Annotated in this window: 10 protein-coding genes (1 of these 10 cut by a window edge); 3 read left to right on the top strand and 7 right to left on the bottom strand. The window is 45.5% G+C overall.

Features of this window, described 5'->3' with window-relative positions; translation table 11 throughout:
* A protein-coding gene (gene galK / locus SDE_RS05750) for a galactokinase (RefSeq protein WP_011467579.1) crosses the window boundary here: on the top strand, nt 1-343 show its end. The gene continues 815 nt to the left of window position 1, outside the view; the window shows 343 of its 1,158 coding nt (coding positions 816-1,158); its start codon lies off the left edge, out of view; it ends in the stop codon at nt 341-343.
* A gap of 43 nt (nt 344-386) precedes the next feature.
* Here the strand turns inward: galK and SDE_RS05745 are convergent, their stop codons facing one another.
* From SDE_RS05745 to SDE_RS05730, 4 genes are all read right to left on the bottom strand, one after another.
* The gene (locus tag SDE_RS05745; protein WP_011467578.1) at nt 387-1,883 is read right to left on the bottom strand and encodes a tryptophan halogenase family protein; all 1,497 of its coding nucleotides are present in this window, start codon (nt 1,881-1,883) and stop codon (nt 387-389) included.
* Between the two features lie 5 nt (nt 1,884-1,888).
* Entirely contained in the window at nt 1,889-3,292 is a 1,404-nt protein-coding gene (locus tag SDE_RS05740) for a tryptophan 7-halogenase (RefSeq protein WP_011467577.1), read from the bottom strand.
* Nucleotides 3,289-4,836, bottom strand: a complete 1,548-nt coding sequence (locus SDE_RS05735; RefSeq protein ID WP_011467576.1) for a tryptophan halogenase family protein — start codon at nt 4,834-4,836, stop codon at nt 3,289-3,291. Before SDE_RS05735 ends, SDE_RS05740 begins: the two co-directional genes overlap by 4 nt.
* A 216-nt stretch (nt 4,837-5,052) precedes the next feature.
* Entirely contained in the window at nt 5,053-8,529 is a 3,477-nt protein-coding gene (locus SDE_RS05730) for a TonB-dependent receptor (RefSeq protein ID WP_011467575.1), read from the bottom strand.
* 921 nt (nt 8,530-9,450) lie between these two features.
* Between SDE_RS05730 and SDE_RS05720 the strand changes: the two genes are divergently transcribed.
* On the top strand, nt 9,451-10,167 hold the full coding sequence (locus SDE_RS05720) for a FadR/GntR family transcriptional regulator (protein WP_011467574.1): 717 nt from the start codon (nt 9,451-9,453) through the stop codon (nt 10,165-10,167).
* Nucleotides 10,168-10,174: 7 nt separating this feature from the next.
* On the opposite strand, the gene SDE_RS05715 is transcribed toward SDE_RS05720, so the two are convergent.
* Both SDE_RS05715 and SDE_RS05710 read right to left on the bottom strand, forming a co-directional pair.
* Complete coding sequence (locus SDE_RS05715; RefSeq protein ID WP_011467573.1) at nt 10,175-11,335, bottom strand: glycosyltransferase; 1,161 nt, start codon at nt 11,333-11,335, stop codon at nt 10,175-10,177.
* 174 nt (nt 11,336-11,509) lie between these two features.
* Nucleotides 11,510-13,072, bottom strand: coding sequence for a sodium/sugar symporter (locus SDE_RS05710; protein ID WP_011467572.1), 1,563 nt, complete (start codon nt 13,070-13,072; stop codon nt 11,510-11,512).
* A 330-nt stretch (nt 13,073-13,402) separates the two neighbouring features.
* Here SDE_RS05710 and SDE_RS05705 point away from each other — a divergent pair, with 330 nt between their 5' ends.
* Nucleotides 13,403-15,160, top strand: coding sequence for a sensor histidine kinase (locus tag SDE_RS05705; protein ID WP_143710851.1), 1,758 nt, complete (start codon nt 13,403-13,405; stop codon nt 15,158-15,160).
* A gap of 105 nt (nt 15,161-15,265) precedes the next feature.
* Here the strand turns inward: SDE_RS05705 and tyrS are convergent, their stop codons facing one another.
* Nucleotides 15,266-16,570: a tyrosine--tRNA ligase gene (gene tyrS, locus SDE_RS05700; protein WP_011467570.1), complete on the bottom strand. Its 1,305-nt coding sequence runs from the start codon at nt 16,568-16,570 to the stop codon at nt 15,266-15,268.
* Nucleotides 16,571-16,653 lie beyond the last annotated feature (83 nt).

Raw genomic sequence — 16,653 nt, 5'->3', positions numbered from 1 at the left:
AAATCAACGCACCATTGACGCAGCGGAAGCGCTAGCCAACAAGAACTACACATTGTTAAATAAACTAATGGCCGAATCACATATATCCATGCGCGATGACTTTGAGGTAACCACCTCGCAAATAGACTTACTTGTTGACTTAGTTGGCGAGCACTTGGATAACGACGGCGGTGTGAGGATGACCGGCGGAGGGTTTGGTGGGTGTGTGGTGGCTTTGGTGCCCAAAGTAAAAGCAGAAGCAATCTCCAACGCAATACTTAAACCATATAAAGAAGCGACAAATTTAGACGCAGAGACCCATATTTGTTTAGCGTCTGCGGGAGCAGCTAGCCTAAACACCTAATGCTAAGTCGCTGCCGCTTCACTAGCGGCAGCACCTGCCAAACCTAAACTTTACAGTGCAAATTTATAAACTCCTGATGCTTAGGCATTTTTTCAACGGATCTCTGCACAACCCCTTTGATGCTATCCATTCTCCGTTTTAGCTCTTCATCGCTAAAAACATCAACCAAAGGACTATACCCCGACGGCATAATCCCCTGCCCCAACATCACTTCAAACCAACTTAAATCAGAAAATAGCTCATAATTATGGCGGAAAATACGTCCATTACACTTAAACTGATCCATTTTTTGAACCAATGCTTCGGGAAGATCCATAGTTCGACAATAATTCCAAAACTCAGAATCATTTCTATTTGTCGCACAGTAGTGAAGAATTAAAAAATCCCTAATACGCTCGTACTCAAACTGAGTCTGCCTATTGTATTCATCAATATCTACTTCATCGAAATTTTTATTCGGAAAAAAACTAAACAACTTTGCAAGTGCAGTTTGAACGAGATGAATACTTGTGGACTCTAAAGGCTCCATAAAGCCACTAGCCAACCCCAAGGTTACACAGTTTTTATTCCAAAACTTTTTCCTGTGTCCAGTTTTAAATCTAAGTGTACGCGGAGTTCCAATTGGCGCACCATCTAGATTATTCAAGAGTATTGAAGTTGCCTCATCCTCACCCATATACTTTTCACAAAAAACGTGCCCATTTCCGATTCGGTGCTGAAGAGGTATTCTCCACTGCCATCCAGCAGAATGAGCCGTGGCCCGAGTATACGGCAAAGGATCGCCCGAAGACTCACATCCAACCGCTACCGCTGCATTACAAGGCAACCAATGCGACCAATCCTCATAACCCGTTTTTAAGGCCTCCTCGATCAGAAGCCCCCTGAAACCAGAACAATCAACAAAAAGGTCTGCCTCCTTAAATTCACCGGACTCTAGTCGCACCCCTTTAATAAAACCATCATCGTGTAATACTGTTTCAACAACCTTACCTTCAGTGCGCACCACCCCCTTAGACTCTGCATATTTCCTTAAGTACTTTGCGTACTTAGTAGCATCAAAATGATATGCATATGCGATATTTGAAAGCGGAGAATTACCTGCATCGACGGAGCGCATAAAACGCTCCTGATGGCACGCTAAGGATGACAAAGTGTAATCATCTATGTGCGTTGCCAAACCAGAATTAAAAGCTCGCAACCAATAATGGTAAAAAGGAATTCCCTCCATATTTTTTCCGACATCGCCAAATGCATGAATATAAGAACTCCCTATCTCACCCCAGTTAACAAACTGGATGCCCAACTTAAACGAACCGGATGTTTCACGAACAAACTCATCCTCATCGATTTCCAATAATTTATTAAACAATTGCAATTGCGGGATAGTTGCTTCACCAACCCCCACAGTGCCAATCTCTTCTGACTCAATTAGCTCAATATCACATAGGCGGCTTTTTAACAGTTTTCCCATTGCTGCGGCAGCCATCCAGCCGGCGGTACCTCCACCAACGATCAAAATTTTCTTAATATTATTATTCATAACTTCTAACCAAATAGTTTTTTTGTAAACTCGCTATATGAAGGCATGGTTTTCACCATTTCTGAAATCTGAACACGCGCTTTTTCCGCAGATGACCGCGTGTGACCATCAACCAAAACACTGCTTCTCTCTACTATCCCACACTCTTTATCTAACACCCACAGCCAGTGAGACTCGGAAACTGCATCACTCTCCAATGGCAGTACCTTCCCCACTCTGCCGTAAGTAGCCACAAGCAGCTGCACCCAAAGCGCCGTATCACGATAGAGCCCGCCCAAGCTCTCGGCTTGCTCGCACACCTTTTTCAAATCCACCCCCAACGACAACCAGGAAAACGCTAGCACTTCCTTTACTACCGCCCCCCAAGCAAGGTTATGCCATTTAGACATAGTTATCATATTGTCAAAACTAGGGCATTTATCCAACCAAGAAGTCACAGCAAGCATCGCAAGATGAAGCGGGCTCAACAGGGGCTGCCCGACCAAACACCCCATATACGAGACCGACAAACAGTTCCCAACCCAGGGCTGCACCGAGGCAAAACATAGGCCGACCTCCTCCTCTAGCTTTTCGCGAACAGTGTAGCTCCGCTGGTCACCAGTCAGACGCCCGCCAGAAAATCGCGTCCCGGCCACCCCGTTAATATAAGTGAACTCCACTTGGGGCATTGAGTGCTTATCATGCGAAGCTGTTAGCTCCTCAATAACGCACTCTCTCACAGAAGAACGAAGTTCCACCTTCGAGAATATGGAGAGCAACTCTTGCTCATCGCTAGCGTCCACCCAAAACTCAGCGTTAAGTCTGCCCGCCTCACTTTCGATCGAAACCACGCGCCCTTCACTTACAGCAACACCCAACTCGCCGGTACCACACGCAACTAACTTTATTCCCCGAGCACGACAAAGCTTATGTAAGTACAACTTTAATAGAGAGACATCTAACAGTGCACCAGGCGTTAGCGCTTCTTGTAGGTCGGGCCTCGCTGGCGCCGCCAATGCGAATCGCTTGGCCTTAATAGCTTCTGCAGACAAACTGAATTCAGATAAGTCACAAGTAGACCTTAGCCTACCACTGGCCAGAACCCCTTGCTCCAAACTCCAGCTATATGGCTGTAAACCATAACCACCAAAGGGGACGATGCGACTTCCGGAACGATCATGATGCTGATACCCCAGCACCAGGTCACCGCCCGATTCCGTTACCAGCTCAATAAAGTCAATACTCGCCAAATGACAAAAAGACTCTAGCTCAGCACCGAAAAGCCTGATATCTCTAGAGCCCTCTACATCGGAATGAAGTACACCGATCTGAACTCCTTGGCTTCTTAGGCCAGCTCCTAGCGCTAGCGCCACAGCCGCAGACAAGTACCCCCCGCCATATACTATTATCGTAGATAGCGGACGATTCATCGTGGGGCTCCATACAAACTCATAGATGCAGGAGGGTAAGCTCCGCTCGCTTTCGAGTTAGCCCTCAAAACAAACAACGAGTGAGACTCGTACCTTTCTACAGCCCTCTGCACATCCCATTCCACTTGCGCCAAAAAAGCCTTCATTTTACCCAGAGGCATCTTCTTCAAGCGTGGATCATAAGTTACTGGCACCACCCCCTGTCCCAAATAAACCGCCAGCCAACTAGCAGGCATAAACAACCCATGACGGTATTCCACCACACCCGCTCCACACCTAAAAATTTCCAGTTTCTCCTCTAACGAACTAGGTATTGCCACTTCTCGACAATCCGCCCAAAAATCCGAATCTTTTCGATTATTAGCATAATAATGAAGCACCAAAAAATCTCTAATCCGCTCGTACTCAATATTGATCAAATAATTGAACGCGTTCATTTCTGTCGTACCTATAGCCGCCTCACAGGAAAATAACTCCAAAAATTTCTGCACAGCGACTTGAACAAGATACAAGCTCGTCGACTCCAGCGGCTCAAGAAATCCCGCTGACAAACCTATTGCCACGCAATTTTTTTCCCAACTTTGTTTACGCTTCCCCGCTTCAAAACGAAGCAACTTGGGATCCGCTGTAATAGGCTCGCTTACATTGCCGAGTAAAGTACTTAGTGCACTTTCGTTGGTTTGATGCGACGAGGAAAACACCAAACCATTCCCAGTACGGTGCTGCAACGGTATTCGCCATTGCCACCCAGATAACTGAGCACTAGAAAGTGTGTATGACGGAGGCGAAGAAAGGGCTTCAGAAGGAACAGCATAAGCACTATCACAGGGCAACCATTTCGCCCATGACTCAAACTCAACCCCCAAAGACTCACCAAGCAGTAACGAGCGAAAACCCGAGCAATCGATAAAAAAGTCTGCCACAAAAAACTCTCCAGAATCCAACTGAACAGCATTTATTGCACCCTCTTTATCCCGTGTCACCTCTGTCACTTTCCCATCGATATAGGTTACACCCGCAGCGAGCGCACGAGACTTAAGAAAAGACGCATACTTTGACGCATCAATATGGAAGGCATAACTAAAATCATGCGCGGGTGAGTTGGGATTAGAGGCAGGGTATCCGAAACGTTTTAAATTTGCTGCAACCGCAGCAAAAGAGTATGCACCGTATTCAGAAACCTCAGCCTCTTGCTTCAAGCGAAGCCAATAATGGTGAAAGTCGATACCATTTATGGGGAACCCACTCACACCGAACGGATGGAAATAAGACGAATTCTTTTCTCCCCAGCCATCAAACCGTATCGCGAGCTTATAGGTGGCCCCCGTCTCTCGAATAAATTCATTTTCATCAATTCCTAACATATCGTTGAACACCCGAATATGCGGAATAGTCGCCTCCCCTACTCCAACCGAGCTGATCGCGCTCGACTCGATCAATTCGATATCAATACCGTGGGGAATTAGAAACTTAGCCAGAGCGGCTGCCGTCATCCAACCGGAAGTACCACCGCCCACAATCATTATTTTTTTTATTTTATACATTGCGCTTTACCTAATAACAACACTACTCGGTACGCGTGCAAACGCTAAATAGAGCAAAACGCTGTATATATAAACTCAGTGTTTTGCAAATCACAAATATGATTCCAACAATGCCACTTTGGCCAATTAAATTAAAGCGGCTTTGCTATATTTAGCACAAAAAAAATGCGCACAGCTTTCACTATGCGCATTACTTAGCTTTGTAGAGCTATTTTCTTAGAAATTAGCTCGTACCACCAAGGAGGCTCTGCGGTCCTGCACAAACCATGAGCGCCCCGCCTCAGTTCCTTTGCCGTCAAGAATCATGATCGTCTCAGACTGAGAGTTAGTGATGTTATTCAACTGAACTCCCACGGTTACGTTATCATTCACGTCGTAAAAGACAGAACCATCAAGTTGGCCATGATCGTCATACCATAATGGGTACTTACTGATCACATCGCGGGTGGTGAGCAAATACTTAGAACGCCAGTTATACGCTAAACGAGCATTCCAATCATACTTCTCATACATTAACACGAAGTTAGCGGTGTGCTTAGACTGCCCTTGCAAAGGCACATCCTCGAGAGCAACCCGAGCACCTGTGTCATTCACCGTATCGGTGAACCCATCCTCATCTGGCGAAAGCTGATTATTAGGAATCCCACTTGCCTCAATGTAAGTATAAGTAGCTTGTATACCGAATCCATCAAATGGCTCTGGTAGCATATCGTAGAATTGCTGATAAGCTATTTCTACACCATCCATTTTACCCGTACCCGAGTTAATAGTATGAGTTACGTCAGCAACCTGCGACACACCCGATGGATTGGTATAAGACTTAGGAAATGCCCCAGAGATAAAGAAGTTTTCCAAATCTTTATGGAATAGACTTGTTGTCAAAGAGCCTACATCGCTGAAATACCATTCCAACGATAAATCCCATTGAACACTTTCCATTGGTTTCAATTGTGGGTTACCACCATCTCCTGTCCACCCAGGCACGTACGCCTCGGTTAGCAAACGAAGGTCTGCTGTTCGAATAGGGGTAGGCTCTGGCGCAGCATCTGGATCGGGATTAGGTACTTCGTATCTGCTTTCCTGAACCTCCAAGTTACCCAGAGCAGCTTGATTTTTAACTTGCTCCATATCAGGCAACGCAACGGCCTTTGACACTGCAAATCGAGCTACGAGATCGTCAGTTACTTCAACTTTAAGGTTCAAACTAGGAAGTAACATATCAAAGCTGGCTTCTTGAACAGATAGCACTTCCTGATCGTTACCAAAATTGCGCTCTTCTTGAGTCAACCAATTTCGAGCATCACCAATCCATTCGTTCGCAGATAAAACAGCAGCGTACTCTTGATCAATCGCTACTACACGGTCCTCATACTCTTGCCACTCAGCTGAATCTGGGTCATTACCAGGGTCTGGAATGTTATCCATCACGCCTGTTGCCGCAACCTCTGTATCAACAAAAGCAACTACTGCGTCACGATCTAAAGGCATAGACCAATCAGAAGGAACTGCATGGTCGGGTACTAAATCTGGGAATTGAATGGAGCCTTGGGCCTCGCGATCTAGAGACACGTAACGCAACCCCACGTTACCACTGAAACGCATTGCAAAGTCATCAGAGCCAAAATCAACTCTTACGTATGCCGCATTGTTAGTTTCAGTTGTTTTATAAATTTCACCGGGAGAAAACAGACCGTATTCATCATCAACATTTGAACGATCTTGATAAGGTTGCCAATTACCAGCATCACTTAATTCTGCACTACCGCCGCGACCAGCAACCAAACTCTTAACGAAATCCTCAGAAGCGTGAGCTAACTGCCCACCAGGGATATTCGCCACACCACCACCGTGGAAATCACTCCAATCCACCAGCTCCCAGTCATCCTGCTGACCAGGAGTTTCGGCAAGCCAATGTGCACGATTGCCGCCTGAAAACTCGGGGCCTAAGCTACCCCAGTTCCAACCAGTCGCACGCACCAACTGCTCTCGCTTAGCGTAGCGAACGCCAGCCTTAACGGAGCGCACGAATGGAACATCTTCAAAGTGGTAAGTACCGTCTAAACGAGTTGCAAACGAATCACCTTCAGAGCGCTCATAGTGATCCATCGCAGAACGCCACCAATAGTTATTGGAGTCTTGGAAATAGTTAGCATCCCCATCTGGATCGCCACTAAACCCTGGATAGTCAGTAAAGGCTGCTGTGGGATAGGTTTCAAAACGGTCATCACCAGATGCACGAGCAGCATCACGAACACCACCCCAAGGCTCGTAAATATTTAGCGTTGGAGTATCACCACGCGTGTCGTAATCTTGCAAAGCATAAATACCAAGCATTACAACAACATCATCATCGCGGCTTTCAGCCTGAATGTATTGAGCATCCCACTCAACATCGATTTGCTCTGTTGGAGACCATTTCAAATTAATAGAGAAGTCTTCCACTAAGGTATTGGTTTTTTTAACACGAGTGTCAGTTTGGAATTTATGGCCGAATTGATCTTGACCATTATCAGACCATGATGCACGTGCAACATGATCGATATTATCATCAGCAACTCGCCAACCATCAGTATCGGTTAGGAAGCCCGCTTCAAAAACACCGTCATTAGAAAATTGGAATTCGGTATCTTCGTTTACACCATGGATGTTGTTATTGATGAAGGCATCCGCAGGACGCGTACGACGAATATCTGTCTGTGCGTCTTCATCATAATAACCGCCCTGATACTTCAGAGCCCGCTCAGTCCAAGCCAAAGTCGCTTCTGATCGAATGTATTCAAAAGTAGCAAGCAGCGTATCATCGGGATTTTCCCACTGTACTGTTGCAGCAAAACCGGAACGGTGACGGTCATCATCTTTGTCTAGCAAGTTTGAACCGTTTGGCATCCAAACAATTCCGTCACCATCAACAAACTCTTCAGCCCCGCGAATATCTGCAGCGCTATATTGCACATATGCATCAGACTGAATACCATGAGAGCGACCACGTAAACTTGAATCGGCAGCATTTAGAAGTAAACCAAACTCACCAATACTTGTATCCCAGCGGTCACTGAATAAACCGGAAACGGTAGGCGTCCACTCTTTCGCCATATCGCCACGAGACATATCGCCACTAAACGAAAGAACTCTACCCTCTGCATCAAATGGCTTACGTGTCTTTAAGCTAATTGTTCCACCAATACCGCCTTCTATCATGTCTGCAGTTTGGTTTTTATATACATCAACGCCCCCCATCAACTCTGGAGAAACGTCTTGGAAAGAAAGGCCTCGACCAGAGTTCGCAGTGAATGAGTCGCGACCATTAAATTCTGAACGGGTTTGAGTCATACCACGAATAACAGCACCAGAACCTTCCACACTAAAGTGATCAGGGTCATCAGGCCCAGCGAAGCGCTCTACCGATACACCAGGCAAACGCTGAATAGCTTCCAATACACTTCGATCAGGCAACGAACCGATATCTTTTGCAGAAATCGCATCCACAAATGTATCCGCTTCACGCTTTATGTCTTGCGCATTCTGCAAGTTTGCACGTGTGCCTGTAACAATAACTTCCTCTAAGTCTGCACCCTCTTCCTGAGCAAATGAAGGTGAAGAAGACAAAGCCATCACACAAGCCGCTAGCGCGGTGCGCTTGAATAAGCCGCGATGAAGCAAGTTTTCTTCTGTTTTATCTTGTCGATAAACCATAGATATTCCCCGTTGTTATTATAGGTTGATTTTTTTGGTTGAAAAAATTCTAAAGTGAATGAAAAAAACGCGACCTTAACCATCTAAAAACGACTTCGATTTTGGGTTTTACGCTTTTTCCCGCCTGTTTTTTATTTTTATCTAACTAAGCATTTTATTGATTATTAATACCGTAACCTCAGCAATCCCGCTGGATCTGTACGCTCTTGGTGTATACGGCTGTACACTAGCGCACCAATATTTGTCATTATGACCATAACATGCCATAAAGGCAACTTATGCGCTATTTAATCGTCGACCGAAGCTGATACGACAATCAAACTGGATACCAAGCAATGTATTCATTCTTGAGAAACCCAATGCTTCCCAACAGTAAACGTACAAATTTGCGAAATCGCCCTAGGGCTAAAGTTATGTGTTAGCGCAGCAAACCCAAATACGTCTCAAAATTTGAAATGAACGCCAACCCTTGCATCCATTTAATCCTTAATTCAGTGAAGTTAAAGTCAAATGAAATTTGGCTCTCTTTAAAAGAGTTTAGTGCAATGAAAGTAAAGGGTTGGAAATTTAGAAGAAATAACAGCGATTTGAAAAAAGAAGGGATAAATAAGGGAAGTGACATTAAGTATGACTATTTGATAATGTGTTAGGTTTTAACTTACTTAAAACGAAATGATTTTCTTTAACCAATTTTGTAACCGTTTGCATTCCAGAAAATACGACCAAACAACTTCAGCAGCGCACAGGTAAAACACTAAGCGATATGTAAAGAGCTACACAGCAGAAGTGATATAAACACGTAAAAATTAAATTTCTGCTGTATATAGAAGCGTTTCCTCTATCAAGGAGGTTCGCGCTATTAGACCCCTGTGCTAATATCGGCAAAAATTCCTTCGACCTTAAATAGCGGCAATAATAATAATGGAATCTAGTCCCAGCAGAAATCTTACTCAACAACTCGTACACGACCTAGGTAAAGCGATTGTTCACGGCAAATACGATGTCGCCCAAAGCTTACCTTCTGAAGCCGAGATTTGTGATCAATTTAGCATTAGTCGCAGCGCGGTGCGCGAAGCGGTAAAAATGCTCACCGCCAAAGGGCTAATATCTTCCCGGCCTCGCCAAGGCATACGGGTTTTACCCCGCGACCGCTGGAACCTGTTTGACACAGATGTTTTGGGTTGGATACTAAGCGGCAAGCCCACCCTGCAAATGCTAAAGCACTTTTTACAGTTGCGCGGCGCAATTGAGCCTGCAGCAGCCGAGCTCGCCGCTGTTGGTGCCACGGTTACCAAACTAAGAAATTTAGAAACAGCGCTAGCTAGAATGAAGGCTGCCGAAAAAGGGCTGGATGATCCACTAGATGCCGATATTGAATTCCACATTAGTATTCTAATGGCCACAGGCAACCCGTTTTATGTGCAATTACGCAGTTTTATCGAGACGGCGTTGCGGGTCAGCATTCGTTTCTCCAACCAAATTAAGGGTGTGCAAGCTGCCGACTACAACATCCACGCAGCTATTTTTAATGCCATTACCGAAGGAAACCCCGCCGACGCACGCCGCTACTGTGAAGAAATTCATAAAGAAGCCATTGCATTAATTGATTCAGAACTCGTTCGCCAAGAAGCCCTGTAACTGCAAGCTAGGCGAAACCACCGCCCTTTTTAAGAAAGGGCAACAGCCTTAGGTTCACATTCCCTGGGTTGTGCGCAAGCAGCCGCTGCACAACCCTTTTAGGCTCCAAAAACTGATCATAATAAGCTGCCGCCCTAGTCGATAAAGTCGCAACATCTTCTGGTGGCATGCTCATCGCCCGTTTTAAAACATCCACAAGTTCTTGCTTATTTTTATACACCAAGCAGTTTACGTTATGCTCTAGCGGCGGGAAAAAAAGCTCTGGGTACTGAATAATTGGCACGGTACCAACCGCAAGCGCCTCTATGGCGTTATGCGACATAGGGTAGCGTACGCCAGGGCAAGCTAGAAAAAATCTAGCTTTAGCTATGGTAGCTAGCCAATCGGCCGTGTCGATTTGGCAATGTCGGGTGTTGATAATCACCAAGCCACGATGTGGCTCCGCCTTTAAGCAATCTAGTTCTGTTTGGGCTAGAGGCTCTTTTATAGCGCCACCGTCAAGCTCGGTACGCAACACATCGAGTACTTCTGCTCTGGGGATTTTGCTATAAACATCGGCAATAGTTACTTGGGAATACTTTTTGGTCGCCGCATCGCCACCAAACAATATTTGCCATTGCCTAGGCGCATGCCGCAGCTGATCCACCATCAGATCTTGCCCGTTTCGATATACCCCCGAAAACATTGGGAAAGGCATTGGGAAACATTTGTCGGACTCGCTGTAGCCCGGCCTATAATCAATGGTTACAACTTTACTCGCCAGTTGCGGCTCAGTTTTTTTATAGGTGCGATCGGTTACCAACACATAGGGGCGCTTTAAGTCACTTAAGCTCTTAATTAGAGAGAAGCGGTGCTCTAAACAATAGGCTTTATGGCGCTTGTTTATATTGGCTAGAAACAGGTAGCTATCTTTTAAGACGGGATAATAGCCGGCGCGAATAAAATAGATAAATAGCGCATAGAATCGTCGTCCCTGTGGGCCATCGATACGTGTATGAGAAAAATCGAATACCACCAATGGCGTATCGGCTGGGATTTGGTAGTTTTGCTCCAAACGCCAACGTCGGTAATGTTTATACGCCGGCCAATAAAACACACCGCGATAACGTCGCACGCGGCTATCAACATGATGACCAACCTGCGATAACAATGGGGTAGATACTCGCATAGCACACGCTCTTCCTTACACTTACTAACGTTCACGGTTTAGCGCAGGGTAAATAGAAGAGATGACGTTTTAGCGACTACTCAATGACATTCTGGTTACAAACTTACAATACAGAAATAAAAACGGCACCCGAAGGTGCCGCTGAAATTAATACTAATACCGCCTTATTACCTATTACCACCAGGTGGCGTATAAGGCGATAAGAATTGCAATAACGCCAAGTGTTGCGATGTTGAATGAGGTTTTAGTTTTAAAGTTAATCCCCTCTAAATCCACCGCTTTCTCTTGATCTTTATTGCCTTCCAATATGGATACAAATATTGCGGTAATAAAGCTAAGCAAAAATACAATAGCAACGCGATCCATAAACGGTACGTTGGGCGCCGCAAAAAAGAATGCAATCGAAGCCACAAACGATACTAGCGCGGCCGCAAGCGCGCCATTGGCTGTTGCTTTTTTCCAGAACAGACCTAAAAGGAACAACACACAAATACCCGGCGTAAAGAAGCCGGTGAAATTTTGAATGTATTGGAAAGCCTGATCGAAACTACCAAGCAAAGGTTTAGCGCAGATAATTGCCAATATTAACGACACCAACGCTACGGTACGACCAACAGTCACGTAATGCGTTTGTGACTCGTTGGGCTTCATATGACAGTACAAATCCATAGTGAAAATGGTAGAGATACTGTTAGTCATAGAGCCAAGCGATGACACAATGGCAGCCACTAACGCAGCAAACACAATTCCTTTAATGCCGGAGGGCATTAAGGTCATCATTTCTGGGTAGGCCTGATCAGGTTTTGCTAAATCAGGGGCAAGAATAACCGCGGCAATACCCGGCAATACAACTATCACCGGCATAAGTAGTTTTAGATAGGCGGCGAAAGCAATACCCTTCTGCCCTTCGGCTAAGCTCTTGGCCGCCAAAGTACGCTGAATAATGTATTGGTTAAAACCCCAATAAGACACGTTCATTACCCACATACCGCCAAGCAGTACAGACAAGCCAGGCAAGTCCATGTAGTTGGGGTTACCCTCCTCTAATATCATATCGAACTTTTCGGGTACCGCATGGGTAAGCACGCTAAAGCCTGCAATGACACCATCGCCTTTGCCGAGCAAGTCCAAACAAATATAAGAAAGGATCAACCCCCCAGCCACCAGTACCAACACTTGCACAATATCGGTAAGCGCTACAGCTTTTAAACCACCGTAAAGGGAATAAACAACTGAGAAGGTGCCAAGAAAAATCATGCCGTAGATCATATCTACGCCGGTAATGGTGTTAATTGCCAGAGCGCCCAACCACAAAACGGCGGTAAGGTTTACAAAGATGTACACCCCCAACCAGAACACAGCCAAAATTGTACGAACACGGTGATCGTAGCGCTGCTCTAGGAATTGCGGCATGGTATAAATGCCGCGCTTTAAAAACACTGGTAAAAAATACTTACCTACAATAATGAGCGTAATAGCCGCCATCCACTCGTAGGAAGCAATAGCCAGCCCAATTTTAAAACCAGAGCCAGACATACCAATAATTTGCTCTGCCGAGATATTAGCTGCAATAAGCGATGCACCAATGGCCCACCAAGGTAAGCTATTACCTGCTAAGAAGTAGTCGCTAGTATTTGTATTGTGCCCAGGTTTTTCGCGGGACACCCATAAGGCGAGGGCTATTAACCCTATGACATAGGCCACAAATAGGACTATGTCGATTGTTTCGAGCTGCATAATTAAACCTATAGATATTAGAGTTATTTTTGTTGTAAATGATTCGTATTATTAAAACAAGATAAGACTAAGTTTACATTAGAAGGCTACCTGATAATAATAAATTTTTCGAGCTTTTTATAATATAAATACACCTGCAGAGCATACAAATGGTCTTATCCATACGTTTTCATGGTTGTTTTTCACTCAGCCACCCTCCGGTTATCCCATCCATAATTGCAGCTTATTTAATCAACCTATATGGCTATATCGTCGCTAGTGCTAATATGTGGGACCACGCGCGTTAAACGTATCGCCGTGAAAAAAGCTACAAGCAAGGAGCACAAGGCTATGGCCCCCCAATCAGAACAAATCCTTCGGGAACAAGTTGCCATTCTTTATCAGCAAAACACGGCAATGGTGGTAGTGAACCTCGCGGTAGCAGGCTTACTAATTTATGGCTTTAGCCCTATTGCCCCGCAACCCCTATTAATTGGGTGGGGGCTAATGATGCTCACCGTATGTGCAATTCGGGTTAGCTTTTGGTTGATGTATCGCATACGCAAACACAATGAATTCAGTCGGTTTTACGCGGATTTATTTGTTTTCGGTTGTGCGCTATCCGGCATTGTCTGGGCTTCTGCCAGCATTATGTTTTTTCAGCCAGACACAGTGCAGTATCAAATATTCATGTTTTTCGTGCTGACAGGCATGGCGGCTGGCTCACTCACCTCGCTCTATGCTTACGCACCCGCTTTCTACGCGTTTTTCTTAACATCATTTATCCCAATGATGATCTGGCTTGTGCTCTCTGGAAGCAAAGCTCAAACCACGCTCGCCGCGTTCTGCCTTATTTTTATACTTGGGCTCAGTTACATGTATATGCGGTTAAACCGCTCGCTGTTAGCTTCATTAACGCTACGAACCAAAAACAAAGAGCTTGAAGAACAGGTGAGTAACTTAGAGCAGCAAGCAGAGATAACCGCCAATAACCAGCAGCGCCTTATTGAGCTCGCCGATACCAACCTACGCCCAACGCTACATACACTAAGCCTAATGGTTAACACCTTTAGCGAAGCGAATTCTGAGCAACAGCAACGCACACTCGCAACGATTAAATCGCACCTTAATCGGCTAAATTTTAAGTTCGAAGCCCTGCAAGATATCGCGATGCTAGAGGCAAACATTATTAAACCGGAAGCGCACAGCTTTCGCGTGCAAGAATTAATGGAAAACCTTGCAGAAGTATTTGCGCCGGTTGCGCAAAAGAAAGGGTTATCGTTAGCGGTAGAAACGGCCGACCTGCTTGTACATTCCGACCCGCTCATACTTGAGAACGCACTGCGCTATTTTGTTTGCCAGTCGCTCCGCCAATCCACCACCGGGGAAATTACCCTAGCTTGCCACGTAGAAAATTCACAAGTTGTGCTTGAAATTCGCAACAGCGATAAACATAGCGCCGCACCGGGCACCAAGCTTAAATCCGAAGTCGATACGGTGCTGGCAATGGTGAATCAGCTCGCGGAGTTGCTAGGCCATAAGACTGAATCGAATAGCTACCCCGGCCTTGGCTCTGTGTTTCGTGTTTATTTGCCTTTTGCCAATAGCAGTAACAACCAGCAACCGCTACATCTGCTACCTGTTACCAGCACAGCGCCAGACATAGCCCCCAAAACCGTGATCGCTTTGGTAGAACCCGATAAAGTAGCACGGGAATATACGGCTACGTTTTATAGAGAAAGAGGGTGCGATGTCATTGCAGAAGAATCAACACAAAAGCTGCTCGCCGAACTAAAAGATAGCGAGCTAAAACCAAACACAATCATCGTGGACGCCGGCTTCGATAATACAGCCACAGCCTTAGCAGAATTAGCCCAAATTAAGAAAGTGATAGGCAAACCCACTAACCACAACTACTTAACTACCACTAACAAATCAATGAAAGCCAAGCAATTACAGCTAGAGGATAACGTGACTATTTTAGTTAAACCCCTAGGCGAAGCTTTGCTAAATAGTTTAATGCGCGCAGGCGGCGCGGGTAAGATTAGCTTGAAACAAGAGATCAATACAAAGCAATTATTTATTCACACTTCGCATCATGTTGATTAAGATTGGCTAGTGCAACGCCCAAGTAAACCAGGCGTCGAGCGGTAGGGCAATTTAGAGCGCGCCGCAAAGCGCGCCTAAAACATCTCACCCATTTAAATTTGCCGTTTAAACAATTTCAAATAAGTGGTTTTTCTTTTTACCTAATTTCACCAAAAAGAAGCGACCAAATAACGCATGTTCTTTCGCGAAGCATTCAGCAGCTTGCATATTATGTTCCGCCCCTTTGGCTTCGCCGTTTATTAACACCGCATTGCGGCCTAGCGCATCTTTCACTTCGCGGCCCGCTTTGGCCATGCCGCAATCGGTTAGCAGTGTGGTTAAAGGCGTATCGCCAATGGCGCCAACATCCAAATCGCTTGCAGGCAAGCCATCTAATTTTAGCTGCTCCAAATCTGTTTCACTCAAATCGGCCAATGTGCCATTAAACATACACGCAGTAATGCGCTCGGCAGCTACCAAACCTTCTTCGCCGTGCACCAGACGAGTGACTTCCTTGGCAAGAATACCCTGCGCCTGTGGCCGCCCTTGCGCTGCTGCATCTGCCGCTTCAATATCGTCAATTTCTTTTGGCGTTAAAAAGGTAAAGTAGCGCAAGAATTTATATACATCGGCGTCAGCCGAGTTCAACCAGAATTGATAAAACGCGTAAGGCGAGGTCTTAGATGGGTCTAACCAAATGGTGCCAGATTCGGTTTTACCAAACTTAGTGCCGTCAGATTTAGTCACCAAAGGCAGCGTTAACCCAAAGGTTTGACCACTGTACATACGGCGCGCTAAGTCGATACCACCGGTAATATTGCCCCACTGATCTGAGCCACCAATTTGCAATGTACAATTATTTTGCTTGTACAGCTCGGCAAAATCGTAGGACTGCAAAATCATATAGGTGAATTCAGTAAAAGAGATGCCCGCGCCTTCGCGATCTATACGCTGCTTAACGGATTCTTTCTGAATCATATTATTAATAGAAAAGTGCTTGCCCACGTCGCGCAGAAAATCCAGCACATTAACGGAGCCAATCCAATCTAGGTTATTGACTACTTCTGCCACGTTTTCGCCGCTATCAAAATCAATAAATTGTGATACTTGCGCCTTTAGCTTATCCACCCAACCCGCCACAATATCTGGCGTGTTTAATTTGCGCTCTTGCGCTTTAAAGCTAGGGTCGCCAATAAGGCCCGTGGCGCCACCAACAAGAGCCAAGGGCTTGTGGCCTGCCATCTGAAAACGCTTAAGCGTTAGCAATGGCACAAGGCTGCCAATATGCAAGCTGTCGGCAGTGGGGTCGAAGCCACAATACAAGGTGCGAGAGGTCGAAAGATGCTCCGCCAATTGATCATCGCCCGTCATTTGCGCAATAAGACCGCGAGCTTCCAAATCTGCTAACAATCCAGTATCCACACCACTCATACTCTGTTTACCTTTATAGCTTAAACCGTAAAATTAGGGCGCAACCATACCGAAAAATACGGGTAAAACAAACTCTTCAAAAC

Source organism: Saccharophagus degradans 2-40, assembly GCF_000013665.1.
In the GTDB taxonomy this organism is placed as follows: domain Bacteria; phylum Pseudomonadota; class Gammaproteobacteria; order Pseudomonadales; family Cellvibrionaceae; genus Saccharophagus; species Saccharophagus degradans.
The sequence above is the reverse complement of the archived record's forward strand: the minus strand, read 5'-3'. Positions and strand labels throughout refer to the sequence as shown.